This window comes from Actinosynnema sp. NPDC053489 (assembly GCF_044544865.1).
Lineage (GTDB): Bacteria > Actinomycetota > Actinomycetes > Mycobacteriales > Pseudonocardiaceae > Actinosynnema.
In genome coordinates this window covers 335,486-355,145 of the sequence record NZ_JBITXT010000001.1, presented here as the reverse complement: position 1 = coordinate 355,145, position 19,660 = coordinate 335,486, and the positions used below count along the sequence as shown (strand labels likewise).

The 19,660-nt window shown below is 71.3% G+C and carries 19 protein-coding genes; 11 read left to right on the top strand and 8 right to left on the bottom strand.

The window, feature by feature from the left end; genetic code table 11:
• Positions 1-43: 43 nt before the first annotated feature.
• From ACIGNX_RS01435 to ACIGNX_RS01425, 3 genes are read left to right on the top strand one after another with little or no spacing between them, the layout of a single operon-like run.
• Positions 44-1,531: an amino acid adenylation domain-containing protein gene (locus ACIGNX_RS01435; RefSeq protein ID WP_396535075.1), complete on the top strand. Its 1,488-nt coding sequence runs from the start codon at positions 44-46 to the stop codon at positions 1,529-1,531.
• Complete coding sequence (locus ACIGNX_RS01430) at positions 1,528-2,745, top strand: MFS transporter (protein WP_396535073.1); 1,218 nt, start codon at positions 1,528-1,530, stop codon at positions 2,743-2,745. Before ACIGNX_RS01435 ends, ACIGNX_RS01430 begins: the two co-directional genes overlap by 4 nt.
• Positions 2,746-2,754: 9 nt before the next feature.
• The gene (locus tag ACIGNX_RS01425; protein WP_396535071.1) at positions 2,755-3,810 is read left to right on the top strand and encodes a MupA/Atu3671 family FMN-dependent luciferase-like monooxygenase; all 1,056 of its coding nucleotides are present in this window, start codon (positions 2,755-2,757) and stop codon (positions 3,808-3,810) included.
• Between the two features lie 131 nt (positions 3,811-3,941).
• Here ACIGNX_RS01425 and ACIGNX_RS01420 read toward each other — a convergent pair whose 3' ends face one another.
• Positions 3,942-4,313, bottom strand: coding sequence for a hypothetical protein (locus ACIGNX_RS01420; protein ID WP_396535069.1), 372 nt, complete (start codon positions 4,311-4,313; stop codon positions 3,942-3,944).
• 825 nt (positions 4,314-5,138) lie between these two features.
• On the opposite strand from ACIGNX_RS01420, the gene ACIGNX_RS01415 reads away from it, so the two are divergent.
• Both ACIGNX_RS01415 and ACIGNX_RS01410 read left to right on the top strand, forming a co-directional pair.
• A complete protein-coding gene (locus ACIGNX_RS01415) occupies positions 5,139-6,998 on the top strand; it encodes a glycoside hydrolase family 44 protein (RefSeq protein ID WP_396535644.1) in 1,860 nt (619 codons plus the stop codon).
• 531 nt (positions 6,999-7,529) lie between these two features.
• On the top strand, positions 7,530-7,685 hold the full coding sequence (locus ACIGNX_RS01410; RefSeq protein WP_396535067.1) for a hypothetical protein: 156 nt from the start codon (positions 7,530-7,532) through the stop codon (positions 7,683-7,685).
• Between the two features lie 553 nt (positions 7,686-8,238).
• Here ACIGNX_RS01410 and ACIGNX_RS01405 read toward each other — a convergent pair.
• The 7 genes from ACIGNX_RS01405 to ACIGNX_RS01375 form a co-directional block, all read right to left on the bottom strand.
• Positions 8,239-8,784 carry a hypothetical protein gene (locus tag ACIGNX_RS01405; protein WP_396535065.1) on the bottom strand — a complete coding sequence of 182 codons (546 nt, stop codon included), beginning with the start codon at positions 8,782-8,784 and terminating at the stop codon, positions 8,239-8,241.
• Between the two features lie 596 nt (positions 8,785-9,380).
• Entirely contained in the window at positions 9,381-10,601 is a 1,221-nt protein-coding gene (locus ACIGNX_RS01400) for an MFS transporter (RefSeq protein ID WP_396535063.1), read from the bottom strand.
• Positions 10,598-11,110 carry an ArsR/SmtB family transcription factor gene (locus ACIGNX_RS01395; protein WP_396535061.1) on the bottom strand — a complete coding sequence of 171 codons (513 nt, stop codon included), beginning with the start codon at positions 11,108-11,110 and terminating at the stop codon, positions 10,598-10,600. Before ACIGNX_RS01395 ends, ACIGNX_RS01400 begins: the two co-directional genes overlap by 4 nt.
• A gap of 318 nt (positions 11,111-11,428) precedes the next feature.
• Complete coding sequence (locus ACIGNX_RS01390) at positions 11,429-12,010, bottom strand: AAA family ATPase (protein WP_396535059.1); 582 nt, start codon at positions 12,008-12,010, stop codon at positions 11,429-11,431.
• Between the two features lie 284 nt (positions 12,011-12,294).
• Positions 12,295-13,260 carry a zinc-dependent alcohol dehydrogenase family protein gene (locus tag ACIGNX_RS01385; protein ID WP_396535057.1) on the bottom strand — a complete coding sequence of 322 codons (966 nt, stop codon included), beginning with the start codon at positions 13,258-13,260 and terminating at the stop codon, positions 12,295-12,297.
• Between the two features lie 4 nt (positions 13,261-13,264).
• Positions 13,265-13,885, bottom strand: coding sequence for a HisA/HisF-related TIM barrel protein (locus ACIGNX_RS01380; protein ID WP_396535055.1), 621 nt, complete (start codon positions 13,883-13,885; stop codon positions 13,265-13,267).
• Between the two features lie 33 nt (positions 13,886-13,918).
• Complete coding sequence (locus tag ACIGNX_RS01375; RefSeq protein WP_396535053.1) at positions 13,919-14,650, bottom strand: AMP-binding protein; 732 nt, start codon at positions 14,648-14,650, stop codon at positions 13,919-13,921.
• A 667-nt stretch (positions 14,651-15,317) separates the two neighbouring features.
• Here ACIGNX_RS01375 and ACIGNX_RS01370 point away from each other — a divergent pair.
• The 6 genes from ACIGNX_RS01370 (at position 15,318) to ACIGNX_RS01345 (ending at position 19,632) form a co-directional block, all read left to right on the top strand.
• Complete coding sequence (locus ACIGNX_RS01370) at positions 15,318-15,659, top strand: peptidase inhibitor family I36 protein (protein ID WP_396535051.1); 342 nt, start codon at positions 15,318-15,320, stop codon at positions 15,657-15,659.
• A 64-nt stretch (positions 15,660-15,723) separates the two neighbouring features.
• Positions 15,724-15,921, top strand: a complete 198-nt coding sequence (locus ACIGNX_RS01365) for a hypothetical protein (RefSeq protein ID WP_396535049.1) — start codon at positions 15,724-15,726, stop codon at positions 15,919-15,921.
• A gap of 41 nt (positions 15,922-15,962) precedes the next feature.
• Positions 15,963-16,643: a hypothetical protein gene (locus ACIGNX_RS01360; RefSeq protein ID WP_396535047.1), complete on the top strand. Its 681-nt coding sequence runs from the start codon at positions 15,963-15,965 to the stop codon at positions 16,641-16,643.
• The gene (locus ACIGNX_RS01355) at positions 16,640-17,563 is read left to right on the top strand and encodes a DUF6895 family protein (protein WP_396535045.1); all 924 of its coding nucleotides are present in this window, start codon (positions 16,640-16,642) and stop codon (positions 17,561-17,563) included. Before ACIGNX_RS01360 ends, ACIGNX_RS01355 begins: the two co-directional genes overlap by 4 nt.
• On the top strand, positions 17,550-18,593 hold the full coding sequence (locus ACIGNX_RS01350; RefSeq protein WP_396535043.1) for a serine hydrolase domain-containing protein: 1,044 nt from the start codon (positions 17,550-17,552) through the stop codon (positions 18,591-18,593). Before ACIGNX_RS01355 ends, ACIGNX_RS01350 begins: the two co-directional genes overlap by 14 nt.
• Before the next feature lie 523 nt (positions 18,594-19,116).
• On the top strand, positions 19,117-19,632 hold the full coding sequence (locus tag ACIGNX_RS01345) for a hypothetical protein (protein WP_396535041.1): 516 nt from the start codon (positions 19,117-19,119) through the stop codon (positions 19,630-19,632).
• Positions 19,633-19,660 lie beyond the last annotated feature (28 nt).

Genomic DNA, 19,660 nt, shown 5'->3' with positions numbered 1-19,660 from the left:
GACGCCGTCGCGGCGCGGGCGGTCGCCCCGAAGGAGGTGCGAGGTGACGCTCTACGAGCTGTTCGCCGCCACCGCGCGGAGGAACCCCCACGCGGTGGCGGTCGAAGTCGGGGGCAGGCACGTGTCCTACCGGCGGTTGGCCGAGCTGGCCGACGCGGTCGCGGGGCGGCTGGTGGCGCACCTGGGCCGGCCACCGGTCCGCGTCGGGCTGTTCGCCACCCGGGACCTGCTGTCGTTCGCCGGGTACCTCGCGGCGCTGCGAACCGGCGCGGCCGTGGTCCCGCTGCACCACGCCTACCCCGCCGCCCGCAACCGCGCCATGTGCGAACTGTCCGAAGTGGACATCGTGGTCGGCGGCCCGGTCGAAGGGGTCGAGCACCTGCTGCTCAGCGACGAGCAGCTCTTCGAGCTGCCACAAGGTTCTCCTCCGCCGCACGCGGCCGTGGACGACGACGTCGCCTACATCCTGTTCACCTCCGGTTCCACCGGTCGCCCCAAAGGCGTGCCGATCCGCCACCGCAACGTGCTGCCCTACCTGGAGCACAACGTGGCCCGCTTCCAGCTCGGGCCGGGCTGCCGCACCTCCCACACCTTCGACCTGACCTTCGACCCGTCGGTGTTCGACCTGTTCGCCACCTGGTCGGCAGGGGCGACCCTGGTCGTGCCCCAGCGCGCGGAGCTGCTGACACCGGTGGACTACCTGGTGGACCGCGGCATCACCCACTGGTTCTCGGTGCCCTCCGTGGTCTCCGTCGCCGCCCAGCTGGGCAACCTCCCCGTGGGGCGAGCGCGAACCGTGCGGCACAGCGTCTTCATCGGCGAGCAGCTGACTCGCGACCAGGCGCTCGCCTGGCGGGCGACGGCACCGGACTCGTTGCTGCACAACGTGTACGGGCCGACGGAGCTGACCATCGCCTGCACGGACTACACGTTGCCCGTCGACCCGGCCGACTGGCCCGAGACGACCAACGGCACGGTCCCCATCGGACCGGTCTACCCGTTCCTCGACCACGTCGTGCTCGACGAGCACGGCGAACCGGCCTCCGAGGGCGAGCTGTGCGTGCGCGGGTCGCAGCGGTTCGACGGCTACCTCGACCCCGCCGACAACGCCGGCCGGTTCGCCGGTCCCGCGGGCCCGATCACCCCGGCGCACTACTACCGCACCGGTGACCGGGTGCGCCGGGAACCGACCGGACTGGTGCACCTGGGCCGGTTGGACGACCAGGTCAAACTGCGCGGGTACCGGGTCGAGCCGGGCGAGGTGGAGGCGGCGATGCGACGCCACGACGACGTCGACCACGCGGTCGTGGTCACCGACGACGAGGGTGCGGACGCCCAGCTGGTCGGTTTCTACACCGGCACCCCCCGGCCCGAACGGGACTTCGCCCGGTGGTTGCGCCGCGAACTGCCGGTGCACATGGTGCCGCGTCGCCTGCGCCACCTGGAGTCCCTGCCGCTCAACGACAACGGCAAGGTCGACCGCGCTGCCCTGCGGGCGCTCGCGGGCGATGCGGTGAGGAGCGCGCGGTGAGCCTGTGGGCGAACGTCGTCCCCCCTCCCGGGGTGGTGCGGGTGCTGTGCCTGAGCAACCTGGCCAAGACGATCGGCAACGGTGTGCTGCTGTCGGTCGGCGTGCTGTACTTCATCCGCGCGGTGCAGGTGCCCGCCGGGCAGGTCGGGGTGGCGTTGACCATCGGCGCGGCCGTCGGCATGGTCGTCGGCGTACCCGCAGGCCACGCCGCCGACCTGCTCGGACCGCGGCTGACCACGGTGGCGTTCATGGTCCTGCAAGGGCTGCTGATCTGCGGGTACGCCTTCGTCACCGGGTTCGCCGGACTCGTCGTCGCGGCGAGCCTCGTCCTCGCCGCCGAAGCGGCGACCGACGCGGCGCGCGGCGCGCTGATCGCCGGTGTCGTCCCACCGGGTGAGCGGGTCACGGCCTGGTCCTATCTCCGGGTGATGGCCAACATCGGCGTGTCGCTCGGCGCGGTGGCCGGAGGGGTGGCACTGCACTTCGACTCCCGCCCGGTCTACGTCGGCCTGCTCGTCGGCGCGGGCCTGCTGCTGGTGGTCGCGGGCATCGCCTACCTGACGCTGCCGCACGTGCCACCCGCGCAGCGCCCGGAGGACGGACCGCGCTGGGAGGTGCTGCGGGACCGCCCCTTCGCGGTGGTGTCGGTGCTCAACGCGGTGCTGGTGATGAACACCGGCATCCTCACCGTGGCGCTCCCGGTGTGGATCGCCGAGCGCACCGGGGCGCCCACGTGGGTCTACTCGGTCGTGCTCCTGGTCAACACGGTGGTCGTGGTGCTGCTCCAGGTGCGCGTGGGACGCACCGCCGAGGACGTCCCCGGTGGCGCGCGGGCGTTCCGCCGGTCCGGCCTGGCGCTGGCGGCGTGCTGCGCGGTGTTCGCCCTGGCGCGGGGCGGACCGACGTGGGTGGCCGTGGCGGTGCTGCTGGTCGGCGCACTGGTGCACGTCATCGGCGAGCTGTTCTACAGCGCGGGGTCCTGGTCGCTGTCCTTCGGCTTGGCCCCGCGGCACGCCCAGGGTCAGTACCAGGGGCTGTTCGGCATGTCGGGACAGCTCGGCCAGGTCGTCACCCCCGTGGTGGCCACCACCCTGGTCCTGGCCGGCGGCTGGTGGGGGTGGTTGGCGTTCGGCGCGGTACTGGCCGGCGCGGGACTGGCCGCACCCGGGGTCGCGCGGTGGGCCGAGCGCACCAGACGTCCGGTTGCCGCGTAAGGAGACGCCGTGGACTTCAGCCTGTTCTACTTCGCCAACGACAGCGGCGCCACCGAGCGGGACCGCTACCGGCTGCTGCTGGACGGCGCGCGGTTCGCCGACGAGAACGGGTTCACCGCCGTGTGGACCCCCGAGCGGCACTTCCACCCCTTCGGGGGGCTGTACCCCAACCCGTCCGTGACCGGAGCGGCCGTGGCGGCCGTGACGTCGCGCGTCGGCGTCCGGGCCGGCAGCGTCGTCGCCCCGCTGCACCACCCCGCCCGCATCGCCGAGGAGTGGTCGGTGGTGGACAACCTCTCCGGTGGACGGGTCGGCCTGTCCTTCGCCTCCGGCTGGCACGCCGCCGACTTCGCGCTGCGCCCGGAGAACTACGCCGATCGGCGACGTGCGACGCTGGACGCCGTCGACGCGGTGCGCCGGCTGTGGCGGGGCGAACGGCTGACGTTCCCCGACGGCACGGGACAACCGCGGGAACTGGCGGTGTACCCGCCTCCGGTGCAACCCGAACTGCCCGTGTGGCTGACCAGCGCGGGCAGTGCCGAGACCTTCCGCGCGGCCGGCGCCGCGGGCTGCGGGCTGCTGACCCACCTGATCGGCCAGGACCTCGCCCAGTTGCGGGAGAAGATCGCGCAGTACCGCGCGGCCCGACCCGATGGCCGCGGCCACGTCGTGCTGATGGTGCACACCTTCCTCGGCGAGGACGACGACCGGGTCCGCGATGCGGTGCGCGGGCCGCTGTCGTCCTACATCCGCAGCTCCCTGGGGCTGCTGCTGGGATCGGGGGTGTCCGGCGCTCGTCGCGTCGACCCGGCCGCCCTGCCGGCCGGCGACCTGGACTTCCTGGTGGAGCGGGCGTTCGAGCGCTACTACGACGGCGGAGCGCTGCTCGGTGGGATCGCCAAGTGCGCCGAGGTGGTGGAGGCCATCCGCGACGCGGACGTCGACGAAGTCGCCTGCCTGATCGATTTCGGGCTGCCCACCGACGCCGTGCTCGACGCGCTGCCCGCGCTCGACGTCCTGCGGCGCTCGGTCAGCCTCGCGCCGACCGGCCACGCGGAGCGATGACCGGGCCGCTCCGGCTCCGATGGGGTCGATGATGTGTCGCTACCGGGTCCGGTAGCGACACATCACGCCGACCTGGTGCGCCGCGGCTTCACGGGCACCCGGTACGTCGGGCTGCGCGACGCCGTCCTGCATCACCTGTTCCAAGGCAGCAGACTCCGGTCGCCCATCTCGCCGATCTCGGGGTCCGCGGAGATCACGAACCCTTCGTCGAACGGCCATCCCTTGACGCCGAGCTCCTTCTCGAACAAGAAACGGAGGAAGCGGAGGAGATTCGACGCCACAAGGTAGGAAGCTGCATTTGGATCTTCGGCGACATCGATGAAGATGATCGCCCCGCCGGGCAAGTGCGAGTCACCACAGACGACCAAGCACTGGTCGCCCAGACCGTCTCCGGCCACTGGCACCCAACGATTCTCAAGCCACTGCGGGTTCTGATCGAGGTTCCACAGGATGTCGAGGTCCGAACTGGCGACGCCGATGCCGTAGACCCCCCGGACCCGCATAGGAGCCGTTGCACACGGACAGCCAGTCCGCCAGTTGGCGTGGGGATGGAAAATCCGAGCCGGTTTTCCAGCCTGGCCAGTTCCACCGCACTCGCGCCGGGAGGCGGGGGCTCCTCCGGAGGTTTGGCACCCTTCGCAGAAGTTCGAGAGCGTCGGTCATCGAGAAGGCGGTTCCGCCCACTTGGGGAATATCGTCCTTCCACCAAACCGTCGATCAACCGCCACCGCCCGCCGGAGGACATCGGCAGCACTCGGCTGTCGGCCACCCAGACGTGCCTTCCACTAACGACCACGGGCCGGCGACCGGCACCGGGCGAGGAGGTGAGGACGGGCAGGTGCCAGCCTCCGCGCCGTCCGTCCGCCGCAGCCCGAGTTCGCGCGGTACGCCTCCTCGACCACCCGTCCGGTCCCGTCACGAGGACTTCGTCGTTGCGCCGCCCGTCGCAGGTCCCGTATGGTCCACGGGCAGTCGAACCGCTTCGACGCGCCGTGCACGAACCACCGCTCCCGCTTCCCGAGCCACCGCGCGCCACAGCTCTTCTGGGAACGCTCCCGGAGTGGTAGGCAGGTGTCAGCACCATCCCGGCGCGCAGCGTCGCCCACTGGGAGGAGTACCGGCATGTCCTCGCCACCGTCATCGACGGGTTGTCGCGGCCGGGCACGTTCCGGGTGGCCGACGAGCCGAACGGGCACCGACGAACCCCGGACCATCGCCACGTCCTGACCGAACGGGTGGAGGAAGCTGTGCCGAGCAACCGACGACAGCGAGGATCGCGATCGCTCACGGCCGCGGCGTTGGCGGTGACCCTGGTCCCGGTGACGGTCATGGCGCAGACGGCCGGCAGCGCCGAAGCGGCGACCTCCGGACCCGCCCTGTCGGTGGACGTGTCCGCCGCCCGGCACGCCATCAGCCCCGACATCTACGGCTTGAACGGCGGCGACCCGGCGTTCAACGCCGAGATCGGCCAGTCGGTGGCGCGGTGGGGCGGCAACGCCACCAGCCGCTACAACTTCAAGAACCACACCTACAACACCGGTAGCGACTGGTACTTCGAGAACATCGTCGCCGACGAGCAGCACTCCGTCGAAGGAATGGTCGAATCCAACCTCGACCGCGGGATCAAGCCGGTCGTGGCCGTGCCCATGGTCGGCTGGGTGGCCAAGGACTCGCCGGCGCAGCACCCCTTCAACTGCGGTTTCCCGGCGACGCGGTTCCCGCAACAGGACGGGTTCGACGTCTGGGACGCCAACTGCGGCAACGGCCGGCTGAACGGGCAGGATCTCACCGGCGTGCCCACCGACAGCTCGATCCCCGCGGGCCCCGGGTTCGCCGGCGAGATGGTGGCGCACCTGGTGGACCGGTTCGGCACGGCCGCCCAGGGCGGTGTCCCGATCTACGAGCTCGACAACGAGCCGGTGCTGTGGTCGAGCACGCACCGGGACGTGCACCCCGAACCGGTCTCGATGGACGAGCTGGGCGGCAAGGGCACCGCGACCGCGGCGGCGATCAAGGCCGCGGACCCGAGCGCGAAGACCCTCGGCCCCTCCGGCTGGGGGTACTGCGAGTGGGTCGCGTCCGGTGTGGACGGTTGCGCGCCGGGTGCCGACTCGGCCGCGCACGGCGGGCTCAACCTCTCCCAGTGGTACCTGAAGAACATGAAGGACTACGGCGACGCCCACGGCGGCACGCGCTACCTCGACTACTTCGACCAGCACTTCTACCCCCAGATCCCGGGCGGCAAGGACCCGGAGGCCAACGCCCTGCGGCTGCGGTCCACCCGGTCGTTGTGGGACCCGACGTACGTCGAGGAGTCGTGGATCGGCCCCGGCGGGGTCAACGCGCCGCCGTTGCAGTTCATCCGCACCATGAAGTCGTGGGTCGACCAGTACTACCCGGGCACCAAGACGGCCATCACCGAGTACAACTGGGGTGCGCTGGACGACATCAACGGCGCGCTGACCCAGGCCGACGTCCTGGGCATCTTCGGGCGCGAAGGGCTGGACCTCGCCACGATGTGGGGTGAGCCGAAGCCGACCGATCCGGGCGCCTACGCGTTCCGGGTGTACCGCGACTACGACGGCGCGGGTGGCCGGTTCGGCGACGTCAGCGTGTCCGCCACCTCCGGCGACCAGGGCCGGCTGGCGGTCTACGCGGCGGAGCGCTCCTCCGACAGGGCGCTGACCGTCGTGGTCGTGAACAAGACCGCCGAGGACCTGGCGTCACCGCTGTCGGTGGCCGGGTTCGACGGCACCGGTGCGGCGCAGCGGTTCACCTACGGCCCGGCCGACCTGGGTGCCATCGCGCGCGGCGACGACCTCCCGGTGACCGAAGGTCGGGTCGACGCGACGTACCCGGCGAACTCGATCACGGTGCTGGTGCTCCCGGCGGCCGGGTGCACGGCGCGCCTGCAGGTCAACGGCGACTGGGGCACCGGGCACGTCGCCACCGTGACGGTCACCAACGACCGCCGCACGCCCATCACCGGGTGGCGGGTCAACTGGACGTGGCCCACCGACCGGCAGGTCGTCACCTCGTGGAACACCACCCTGGAGCAGCACGCCACCGAGGTGACCGCCACGAACGTCGGGTGGAACGGCTCGCTCCGAGCCGGCAACACCACCACCTTCGGATTCCTGGCCACCGGTGGGGGCACCGCGCCGACACTGACCTGCCGCCCCACCTGAGCGAGCCGGCGCGGTGGCGTCGGGTCGGCACAGCCCCCAGGGCGCCACCTCGCGTGACACGTCGGACAACGACGGTGGTGCCGAGCTACGTGGTGGGCGCCGAGGGCGTCGATCACGGAGGTCGGTGGTGACGTGGCCCGAGGTGGCAGCCCGCGGACGAGCGCGTGTGTGGGCATCTGGCCGGCCGGTACGTCGGAGCGAAGATCCGATCTTCCTCCCCGACTTCGCCGGAAGGCCGCGACGGGCGCCCCTGACGGTGTCGAACGCGGCAGGAATGCCACGGCCCGCGGTTCGGGCTGTCGATTGTCCGGTCGGGATGATGTGGGTGTCTTGGTGGGTGGTGCAACCAGGTGCGCACGGGTGAGTCGGCCGTGAAGCCGGTCCCGGGGCGGGTGTCGCTGTCGCGTCGGCGGACATAGGCGGCGATCGTGGCGTTGTGTTCGGCGCGGCTGCGGTGGTCGGTCCGCCCGCAGGTCGCTCGCTCGCCGAACGCCGGGCGGTCCCCGCAGGCGGGAGGTGCGGCGGTACGGGATGGCGCAGGCGTGCTCGACCTGCACCGCTGCCACGTTCGGGCAGTTCGGAGACTGCGAGCACACGGGCGAGATGTTCGGCACCTCCGGTGTTCTGATCATCGTGACGGCGATCTTCGTGCGTGCCAGGGGCGCGGCCGCGCTCGTTCAGGACTGACACCCGAAGCCGCTGTTCATCTGGTTCCTGCCCGCCGCCGTGACGGTCACCGTGCTGCCGGTGATCACCGCGGGCGGCCTGGCCCCCGAGAGGAACGTCCTCCTCTCGCTGTTCCCCTTCCTGATGCTCGCCTGCCTGTGCCTCCGCTTGGCGGTGCTGGTCGCGCTGCTGGTGGTGTGGCCGCTGGAAATGCTGGGCCGCGGCCTGCTACGGGTCGTCACCGCGAACCCGATGGTGGCCCCCTGGTCCTGTGGGGCTCGCCGACCTGCCTTCGGACCGGGGCGTGGCGAGGGCGGCCTTCAAGGCCGTGCTCGGGGTCGAACGCGGCTACGCGGTCACCTCGCCGACGACATTCCGAATCGCCCGAGCCGCCGCCGTGCTCGCGGCAACCCTCCTCGCCGCAGCACGACAGGGTCGCACCCCGGAAGAGGTCGCGGCACCCGACCGCGCGGCACGGTGAGTTGATCCGTGGCCGCACTCGCCGGCGGAACGCCGAGGGGTCGACGTGCCACCGACGGCCGCCAGGTGTCGCCTGCGGGTGCTCGTCCCGGGATCACAGGAGGATGGTGAGGGTCTCGCTGCCGCGCTGCTGGTCGATGTTCGAGGCGAGGCAGCCCAGGACGTCGAGGTCGAGGGTCACCACTTCGCGTTGGGCCACCGAGCCCTGCGCGTACCCGGAGGTGACGGTGCCGGCCGTGGTCACGATGTTCTGGTTGCCGACCCGGGCGACGGTGGTGAGGGTGTAGGTGATGGTGCTGGTCTGGCCGTTGCTCCAGTGGTAGGTGATGACGTTGGGCGGCGGGATCGTGCCCGCGGGCGGTGGGATCAGGCAACTGGCCTGCTGCGTGAAGGAGGCGGTGGCGGTTCCGGTGAGGAACGGTCCTCCCAGGCAGGTCAGCTCCTCCGCCACGTGCACGGTGGTGGTCTGCGGCAGCGGACCGAGCGGAGGCGAGTAGCGCTGGTCCTGCCCGCCGGTGCAGACCACGGTGGCTGCCGCCTCCGTCGGCGCGGCCTGGGCCGACCCCGCTGGAAGCGCGACCGCCGCGGCGAGACCGGCCGCGGCGAGGGCGAGGGAACCTGCTGTGCGCGTGCGTGACATGGGGGTCCTTCCACCAGGACGTGGGCGTGCGACGGCGGATCGTGCCCGCTGGAGCGGGGTGACCGCTCGGGGTGATGACCGCGGTGCGGTCCGGGCCGCGCGGGCTGGACCGGTCCTCGGGACGCTTACTCTGCCCTGGGGTTGCGGGCATGTACATGGGTCTGTCGGGAGGTGCGCCGGTAGTCGTCAGGGGATGGGGCGGCAGTGGGCCGAGTTCGGTCCTGTGCCTGCGGGAACCGCGATCGCGCGGGTCGGAGGCATGCGCGGGGCAGGCGCTCGAAGGACTCGCGGGTGTGCGGTCGAGGCGCGCGGCGACGTCGCCCGACGGGGCATGACGACCGGCCGGTCGGGTTCGGCCGCGGCTCCCTCCGATGACCGGGCACCCCTCGCGGTGCTGCCACCGACTGCTTCCCGACGAGCACACTCGGCTGGGCGTCGGCACCCACCACCCGGCCGCACCGGCGTGCACGGCACCCACCGCGGCGGCCGCGCGCGATCGCCCACTCTCCCGGCAGGTTCGGACACCGGCCTGGCCACCCGATCCGCAGACCGACCTCGTCACAATCGTTCGCCGGCTGTACTGCCCCTGGCGCCCGCTACAACGGCGTGGGTTGCTCGCGGGTCAGGTTTCGCACCTGTTCGCTGCACAGGGCGCCGAGCGTGGCGACGACGAGCAGGGCGCTCATGGCGACCAGGGCGGTGTCGACGCCCCAGGCCGTTGCCAGCGGACCCGCGGCGACTTCACCGATGGGCAGCGCGATGAACGAGCCGAGCATGTCGTAGGAGTAGACCCGGGCCAGCTTGTCCTCCGGCACGTTCTCCTGGAGCGACACGTCCCACGCGACGACGAACACCTCATTGGACACGCCCACCAGGAACATCGCCACCAGCAGCGGAACGAGCAGCGGCAGTTTCGCGAGGACCAGCAGCGGCACCACGTCGATCAGCACCACCAGCACGCCCACCGCCAGTGCCCGACGCGGTCGCCACCGCGCGACGACCAGGCCGCCGACCAGCAGACCCGCGGTCTGGGCGGCGATCACGAACCCCCACGCCGTGCGGCCGATGGTCGCGTCGGCGACGGCGGGCCCGATGACGAACAACCCACCGGCCACCACGGCGTTGACCACCATGAACTGGAGCACGATCACCCACACCCAGGTGTGCTCGGTGAACGCCCGCCACCCGTTGCGCAGGTCGGCCAGCACACCCGCGCTCTCCGGCCGCGGCACACGACCCGAGCGGACGCCGCCGTACGCCAGCGCCGCCAGCACGAACACCACGCCGTTGCCCGCCAGGCCCCAACCCGGCCCCACGCCGGCCACGAGCAGGCCTCCCACCGCCGCGCCGGTGAACCGGCCGGTGTTGGCGCCGATCCGGGCCACCGCGTTGGCCTGCGTGAGCATCTCCGCCGGCACGGTCTGGGGCGTCAGGGCCGCCGTGGCGGGCAGTGAGATCGCCGCGACCGCGCCGTTGCACACGCTCAGCAGGATCAGCAGCGGCACCGACGGGACACCGGCCAGGACCACGGCGGCGATCACCAGCTGGGTCACCGCGGCGGCCGACGCCGTCCCCTGCAGCAGGACGGACCGGCGCAGCCGGTCGGCCAGCACTCCGCCGAACACCGCCAGCAGCACCAGGGTCAGCGACCGGGCGCCGACCACGATCCCCAGGTCGATCAGGCTGCCCGTCATGTCCAGCACCGCGAAGGCCAGCACGATCGGCGCGATGGCGTTGGCCAACTGGGTGCAGCTGCGTCCGGCCACCAACCAGCGGAACGCGCTGATCCGCAGCGGCGAGAAGACCCCTGTGCTCATCGGTCGGCCATCGCGAACAGCGACACGGTGGCGCTCACCCCGATCGTGCCCGGCGTCCTTGGCGCCCGCGCGGCACCGTGGCGCAGGACGCCCAGCTCCCTGGCCTTCGCCACGGCGGCGTCCCGGACCTGCTCTTCGACCCACAACTCAGCGTCGGTGGTGGTGCTGGGCGGCCCGTTCCGCCGGTGCTCGCCGCGCCTGCGCAACTCCTCGCCCAACGCCGCGGCGCACACCCGCTCCTGCTCGACGTCGCGCTCGGCGAACCGCTCGCCGCTGGAGGGCTCGTGCCGGTACCGCTTGGCCATTCCGCCGCGCACCCGCACCTCGTCGACGACCTCCACCAACCCCGCTTCGCGCAACGTGCGCAGGTGGTAGCTGACGTTGGCCTGCGTCCCGCCGATCTCGCGCGCCACCTCGGCGGCGCTCATCGCGCTGCCGGCCAACAACGACAGGATGCGCAGCCCCAGCGGGTGTGCCAACGCGCGGAGGTTCCGGAACTCCTCGGGCATGCGGCGCAGACTACCGAAGAACTGTTTGGGGGTAACGCTGACGCGGGTGCGCGTGACCGCGATCCGAGGTCGTGCTCGGCGAGGCCGTTCACCGAGTGATCAGTCCGGGATGAGCCGGCGTGCCGGCTTCACTTGTGGCTGAGGTCGCGACCACGACGAGCACCGCCGTCTGGTCCGCGCCCGCACCGAACGACGGGCCGAGGTCCACCAGGCCATCCTCAGCCTGACCTGCTCGATCACCTGCCTGCCAAAGCCATGGCCAGGGACCAGCGGTGCGCAACCAAGGAGGGGACAGCAGTCTTCTCGACAACGGCTCGTTCAGCCGCCACCACGTCCACTCTGGCCAACGGGCTCGTTCCACCCGCGTGTTGTGGTGGCTCCCAGCACCTCGTCGGCAAGTTGTCCGGGAGTCAGCAGATCGCCCCGCAGCACCAGCGTCCCCGACGGCAGCTCGGAGCTCGCGGCCACGCAACGGGCGATGTTGCCGAGCCGGAACTCCCGTGCCCGCGCGTCGCGCTCCGGGTCGTCGGGCACCAGCACCTGGCTTTCGATCCTGCGCCGCAACTCGTCCGACGGGACGTCGAGGAACACGTGCAGCAGGTCCACGCCGGCCTGGCTGACCAGCTCCAGGATCTCGTCTCGGTAATCGGTGTCGACCAGCGTCATCGGCACGATCAGCGGCCGTCGGTACTCACGGCACAACCCGATCGCGAACTCGGCGGTGAGCTTGCGCCACAACGGGATGTCCTGGAAGTCGGCCACCGGGCCGGGCACCCACCGGCGCAGCAGGAAGCCCACGTACTCCGGGTCGAAGGCCAGCGCATCCGGCAACCGCTCATGCAGTTCCTCCGCCAGCGTGGTCTTCCCGGCACCGAACGCCCCGTTGATCCACACGATCACCGCACACCCCCTGGCCACCCATCGCGATGACGCCCACGATAGCCATCGCACGCCTGCCGAACCCCGGCGACCACACGCAGGTGGACCGATGTGTGACGGGATCCGCTGCGCCGTGGTGGAAGCCGGAATCGTACTTCCCGGTGACCACGTGAGGTGACGATGCGGGTCCACCCGACATCACCTCACCTCCCCCGCGGGGCAGGAACACGGATCATCGTCAGGTGCGCCGAGTCGAGCCGGTCCTCTCCGCACGCGGGTGAGCGCCCTGACGCGGACCGTCCGGATCAACCGGTGAGGATCACCTTGCCCCGGCGGCCGGGTCGGTGGACGTGGTCCAGTGCGGTGATGACGTCGGCCAGGTCGTAGGTGGCGGCGACGGGTGCGGCGAAGTCGGCTGTGCCCAGCAGGTCGAGGGCGCGTTCGGTCAGCTCGGCGCGGACCTCGGCGGTCTGCAGGGAGAGCTGGTGCGGCAGCCAGAAGCCGCGGACGGTCACGTCGCCGAACAACAGGGCACGGGGATCGACGGTGATCATGCCGCCGTCGAACATGCCGAGCGCGACGGCCCGGCCACCGTCGCGGAGGCAACGGAGGGCGGTGCTGCCGGGTTCCCCGCCGACGGCGTCGAGCACCGCGTGGACGCCTTGCCCATCGGTCAAGTCGCGCACGCGGCCGACCAGGTCGTCGGTGGTGGTGTCGACCACGGCAGCCGCTCCGGCGCGGACCAGGTCGTCGTGGCCGCCGCTGCGGACGACGCAGACGCACCGGACGTGATCGCGGTGCGCCAGGTGCAGGATCATGCGGGACAGCGCGGACCCGGCCGCGGTGATCAGCAGCCAGTCCCCGCCGCGCAGCGCGAGTTGCCGGGTCAGCAGGAGCGCGGTGAGGGGGTTGATGGTGAGTTGGCAGGCCACCGGGTCCGCCAGCCCGTCGGGTACCGGGATGACGTCGGTGTCCGGCACCGCGACGTACTCCTGCCAGGTGCCCCGGGAGGACAGGGCTACGCGTTGGCCGACGTCGAGACGGCCGGTCGTCGTCTCCTCGACGGTGCCCACGCCTTCGAACCCCGGCACGGCGGGCAGAGTGGGACGGCGACCGTAGCGCCCCTCGATGAACAGCTCGTCGGACGGGTTGACCGGACGGGCGCGGACCCTCACCAGCACCTCGCCGGCGCCGGGTCGAGGCCGGGGCCGGTCCTCCAGCGCGACGACGCGGGACGCGGGCCCGTGTTGGGAGAACACGACGCTGCGCACCGGGTCACCGCCCGTCAGGCAGGGAGACGTGGCGGACGCCTTCGATCGCGACGCTGCCGGAGTGGAACATCTTGTTGGCCAGCACGCAGGACGCGCCGCCTTCCGCGATGCCCTGGTAGAGGTCTTCCACGGTCCGGCTGCCGCCGGAAGCGACCACGGGAAGCCCGGTGGCCTCGACCAAGGCGCGGGTGAGGGTGTGGTCGAAGCCGCGCCCGGTGCCTTCCCGGTCGACGCAGTTGGCGATCACCACCCCGCACCCGAGTCCGGTCACGGTTCGCTCGAACGAGACGACGTCGATCCCGGTCGCCTTCTCGCCGCCTTCGACGTAGACCGTCCAGCCGTCCTGCCCGGCGGAACGGTACCGGGCGTTGACCGTGCCCACGACCCGGTCGGGCCCGAAGCGCGCGACGGCGTCCCCGCCGGTCTCCGGGTCGGTGACCACGCTCGTGCTGACCGACACCGCGGCCGCCCCGGCGTCCAGCGGGCGCCCGCACTCCTCGACGGAGGGGATGCGACCGTCGTGCAGTGACACCAGGACCTCGACCAGCGGCGCCGCGCCGGCGATGACCCGCATCGCGTCGTCGGCCTGGTCCGCGAGATCGGCTGCCGCGGTGTGCGCTGTCATGGTGGACTCCTCGATCGGTGGTGCGTTTCGCGGTTATCGCCGCAAGGTCTCCCGCACCGCTGCGGACAGGACGGTCTCCCGGATCGGGATCACCAGGCGTGCGCCGTTCAACAACGCTCCGAACAGCTCGAACACGGACATGTCGAAGGTCGGGTTGACCGTCGCGCACACGACGTCGTCGGGCCCGAACGCGAGAAGGCCCGTGTTCCGCACCAGCCGCACGATCCCGCGGTGCGGCACCACGACCCCTATGGGCATACCGGTCGACCCGGACGTGAACATGACGTAGGCGGGGTCCCGCGCGGTCGGTTCCGGCATCGGCGGTGGCCCGGCGTCCACGGTGTCCGTGGGGGACCCCGCGGTGATCTCGCCGGGCAACGCGTCCCCGTGGGCCGCCGCGGTGACCACCGCCGTGCAGTCCGCGTCGGCCAAGATGGTCGAGATCCGCGCGGGAGGGTCGTCCGGGGCGACGGGGACCCACCGCGCGCCCGTGCGCAGGATGGCGAGGATGGCCACGCAGGCGTCCACCGAGCGTTCCAGTGCCACCGCGACGGAATCGCCGGTCCGGACTCCTCTGGCCGCGAGCAACGCGGCGAAGTCCTCCATGCGACGGTGGACCTCGCGGTAGTCCAGGTCGTCACCGTCCTGAGGTGACAGCGCGACCGCATCGGGGGTCGCGCGGGCCTGCTCGGTGAACAACTCGTGGACGAGCGCGTCCCGCGGATAATCGGTGGCCGTCGCGTTCCAGGCCCGAACCCGGTCCACGTGCCCTGTCCGCCGCGACTCTCGCATTCCCACGGTAGAACCTCTCATCGCGCCCGGATACGGCCCGGTTGCGCTCGCGGAACGGCTGGCGACTACTGGAGATCTTCGACGGAAGAAGCCGGCGGTACTCGTGGAAATTTATTCCCGTCTCGTTGACGGCGGCAATGGTCCCTTTGGGCGGGTCGATCCCGCGTGGTCGACCCGAAGCATTCCGGAGCCGATCGGTTCGGCGGAACCGGGCTGTCCCGTGCGGGCCGCCGGGTCGTCACGGCCGTCCCACCGGCAGGTGCGCCACCAGGCACCTACCAAGCGTTCGGAGACCCCGAACGCCTTCCCCGACCTGCCTGCGGTCCTCGACCGCGACTGATCGATCCACGGCAAGACGATCAATTTCCGGTCAACTGACGATCCATTGCCGGGCGAACCCGTGCGTCCGCTCGGGTGAATATCGGGCCCGCCGTTGACAGTGCCGCTGCACGGGTGTCGAATACCCCGGAGAAAGCCGCAGGGTTTTCAAGTGCAGGCCGCAGTGATCAGAAGATGGTGTCGTATCGACCCATCGCAGGGTTGCGGCAATTCGCGTCGAGCACGACGGGTTCGATCTGCCCTCGCGTCTTGCACTCCGCCGGCTGAAGGAGGATTCATGCCTAATAGGATTGGCAGCGGTATGGCGGCTGCCGCGGTTGCGGTGGTGGTCCCGGCGTTGCTCGCCGTGGCGGCCCCGCAGGCCGGCGCGGCGCAGGGCTGCCAGAGCGTTCCCTCGTTCTGCGCCTTCGAGCAGCCCAACCTGCAAGGCCAGGTTCGTACCATCACGGACCCGAACGTGGGCCAGTGCTACGACTTGTCCGGGCCGAAGTTGTCCGCGCGCAATGACACCGCCTACGTGGCGACCTTGTGGACGGGACCGGACTGCACGGGGCTGCCCGTCTCCGCCCCGGGGATCGGCCAGCAGGTCAACACGACCCTCGTGCCGGTGTACAGCGTGCTCTTCGTCCAGATCACCCCGTGAACCGAAGCGGAGTCCCTGTGATCGGTCGCCCCCGTCACGGGGTCGACCACGTGAGGAGGTCGTCATGGCACATGTCCACGTCCTGGCCGGTCCGGCACCGGATGTCGTCTCGGCGGAGGACAGGCTGGCAGTGGCCGAACTGATCCGCGCGTCGGGGCGGGTGACGGCGCCGCCGCCGCGGACCCGCCCCTCCGCGCACATCATCATCGTTTCGGCCCCCAACCCGAAGGAGCCGACGCGAGAGACCAAGCGAGTCCGGTGACCGGAGCCGGGACGCCTGACACCGGTGGAGGACCACCGCTGGTGCGGTTCAGCTCCGCGGTGCAGCACCTGGCCGACGACGTGGTCCGCGCCCTCAGCGGCGCGGACCACGCGTTCTCCTTGAGCGACCACATCGGTCACGGGGCGCACCGCACGGCCGGCCTGGCAGCCGTGTGGGTGCTCGGTGCGGACGCGTTGGCGCCTTTCGTGGTCAACCGACTGCCTTTCACCTCCGCCGACGGCGAGGTGCTCCTCACCGCGGCGCGGTTGTTCGGTGACAGGCCGGGCGACCGGGAAACCCCGCTCCACGGTCTTCGGCGGTGGGCGCTGGACCAGGCGTCGTTCCTGGTGGGCGGTCCCCGGTTGCCGCTCTCCGACCGACCCGGTGCCCTGGCCGCCCACGAGGGAGGCCGGGACTGGCCGGTGTGGTCGGCTCGCATGGCGGAACTGGCGTTCCTGGTGCTGCCGAGGCTGCCCAACCCGCTGCACGCCCAAGTCGCCACGGGACGGCTCGACCTCGCCCGGGGACTGACCCAGGCGATCCTGCGGCAGGACTGGTTCACCGCCGCGCGGCTCGCACGGTGGCTGGCGGCCGTGCCGCCGCTGCCGGGGTTGAACCTCGATTCGGCGCTGGAGCGGGTGCAGCTGTGGGACGGTCACGACGCGCACGCCAGGCTGCACCTCGCCGTTGCCCGTGTGCTCCTGCGGGAGGGGGAGCGATGAGCACACCCCAAGCCGTCGTCCACCGGGTGGCTTCCACCGCCACCGATTGGCTGGCCGGGAGTCGGGAGTTCTTCTCCGCGCCCACCGACATCCCCGAGGTCGAGTGGGACGTGGACACCGTGCTCAAGCCCTTGGTCGAACTCGCCCTCGCGGCTTCGTTCGTGCTTCGCGAGGGAGTCGCGGGCACCCGGCAGATCCGGGCGTGCCGCGAGCTGCTGGAGTGCTCCTGGCGGTGGCTGCGGCACGGCGAGGTGCTGTACCGGGTGCAAATCCAAGAGCCTGCCGCCACCTACCCCCTGGAGTTCTACTCGGTTTTCGCCGCCACCGGGCGACGCCACCGCGGTCTGGACGGTCTGCTGCGGCACGTGCGGGGAACACGATCCCCGGCAGCTCAGGAGCTGATGCCGACGCGCGAGCTGGCCGTGCTGCGCGCCTGGCGCGACGCCGGGTTCGCCCCGTACGACGAGCCCACGCGGGTCGCCGCGCGGACGTGGCTCGGGCGAACCCCGGAGCCGTGGACGATCGACACCACGGCCGCGTACGCGGTGACGCACGCGGTCTTCCACCTCACGGACTTGGGCCGCGCCCCGCAGGCCATGCCTCCACCCCTGCGCGACTACCTCGACTCGTGGCTCCCGGTCTGGTGCGAGGTCTGGGCGGAGGCGGAGGACTGGGACCTGCTCGGTGAACTGCTCATCGTCGACCTGTGCCTGCCACAACCCCACGTCCCCCCGCGGATCTGGCAGCGCTACGCCGATGCCCAACGCCCGGACGGACTCATGCCCCGCGGCGGCAGTCCCGCGCCCCAAACCGCGCGCGAGGACTTCGTCGATCACTACCACAGCACCGTGGTCGCGGTGCTGGCGGGCACCCTGGCCTTGTCCCGCGACATCGAAGGCGGTGTTCATGAGCCGTGCTGACCCGGACTTGGCCGCCCAGGTCCACGCCGCGCTGCTCACCTGCTCGGCCCCCGATGTGATCATCGCGGCGGTACGCCACGGCCAAGAGCACACGGCCTACCGCGGTGGCGCCACCGAGCCGGCTGACGGCCCACACCTGCTGTTCGAGATCGGCTCGATCACGAAGACGTTCACCGCCGTGCTGCTGGCCCACATGGTCGATACGGGTGAAGTCCGCCTCGACGACCCCATCACCACCTACCTGCCCCCGCACGCCATCCCGCGCGACGCACGAGCCCGCGCGATCACGCTGCGCCACCTGGCAACCCACACCGGCGGGGTCCCCCACACCCCGGCGCGAGTGCTCTGGCAAACCACCCGAGCTCGCACCAGCAACGTGTTCGCCCACTACACCACTTCAGACCTCTACCGCACCACGAGCAGGCTGCGGCCGCGGACACCACCTGGAAGCAGGTACCACTACTCCAACCTCGGTGTCGCGCTCCTCGGGCAACTACTGGCCAACGCTGCCGGAACCGACTGCAAGACCCTGCTCATCCGACGGGTCTGCCACCCCTTGGGGATGCTGGAGACCCTGCCGGACCACCCGGCCCCGCCACCGCGAAGCGCCATCGGCCACTTCCGCTCCACGCCCGTGGTGCCGTGTTCCATGCAGGCCTTCGCCGGCGCCGGAACGCTCCGCTCGAACGCAGCGGACCTCCTGCGCTACCTGCGAGCCCACCTCGATCCCCGCACGACGCCCCTGGACACCGCACTGCGCGCCACCCACGTACCGCACGTCGAGTCCGGTGGGAGACACCAGCCGGCTGACCAGGTGTGCCTGATCTGGAACCGGCGCACGACTGCCGACGGGCACAGCGTGCTGTTTCACGGGGGCGCCACCATGGGCTTCACCGCCTTCGTGGGCTTCAGCCCCACCGCCCGCACCGCCGTCGCCCTCCTCGCCAACACCCGGCGCAGCCTCCTCCCGCGGCCACCGGCACTGGTCAACACCGCATACCTCCTGCTCCGCCGCCTCATGTCACAGTGATGCCCCCTAGGCATCCGGTAAGGCGGTGATCAGGGCGTCTGGTAGTTGTTCCGGGCATGATGGGGCTTGAGGTGCACGTGCTCTTCGCGGAGGCCGCGCAGCTTCTCGGACCCGCCGCGGTGGGTCGGCCACCACGGCCACCGCGGTCGGCTTCGTCCACCCCGGATCCAGTTCCGCAACACCTCCGGATGCACGCCGAGCCGGCGGGCCGGAGTCGGAGCACTCCTTCGGCGGCGCCGCGGACGAATCCCTTCAGGCCACACCGGACCATGTCCGGAAAGGACTCGGGGCTACCGGGGAAAGCTCACCGGGTGCGACTCCGCTCGGTGAGCCAAGGGCGCGCCGCCGCCTCACCGCACGGTCGCGGCTTCGCTGCCGACAGGCTTGCGCCGTGCACGGGCGGGCCATCCGCACCGGCAGAACCACCCGTCCGGAGCACTGCGCCCCTCCCCACCGACCTCTGGTGCCCACAGGCGCACGTTGGGATCGTTGACGAAATCCACACCACCCCAAGGAGATCCCGATGCACCGCCGATTCACCGCCTTGCTCTCCGCCTTCGCCCTGGCCGCCCTGCCCGCGGCCCTGGCCACCGGGACCACTCCCGCGCACGCCGCGGACGAGCCGACCGTCGTCTGCGAGGACGCCAACAACGTCATCGAGGCCGACTTCGCCACGAACACGGCCCAGGTCAAAACCTCGATCTACCACGGTTGCGTGTCGGTGGACGCGCCCACCATCGTCTACGGCCGGGTCCAACCCGCCTCCGGCACCGCCACCGGAAGCCAGTCCACCGCCTCCATCACCGTCCCCGACTGGACCATCCGCTACTACGACGCGAGCGACAACTGGATCGCCACCACCCACGTCGACACCACCGCCACCTACCTCGGTCCCCTGGCCAACGTCATGACCGCCACGATGCTGTCCAGCAACCCGCTGGTGCAAGTCACCGCCGGCACCGCCACCCGCGCCTGCACCACACCCACCCACTGCACCTACTACAACTCTGCCGTAGCGGTTTACCCCTACTACTACTGAGTCGGGTCTGTTCAGTTGTCGGCTCTGG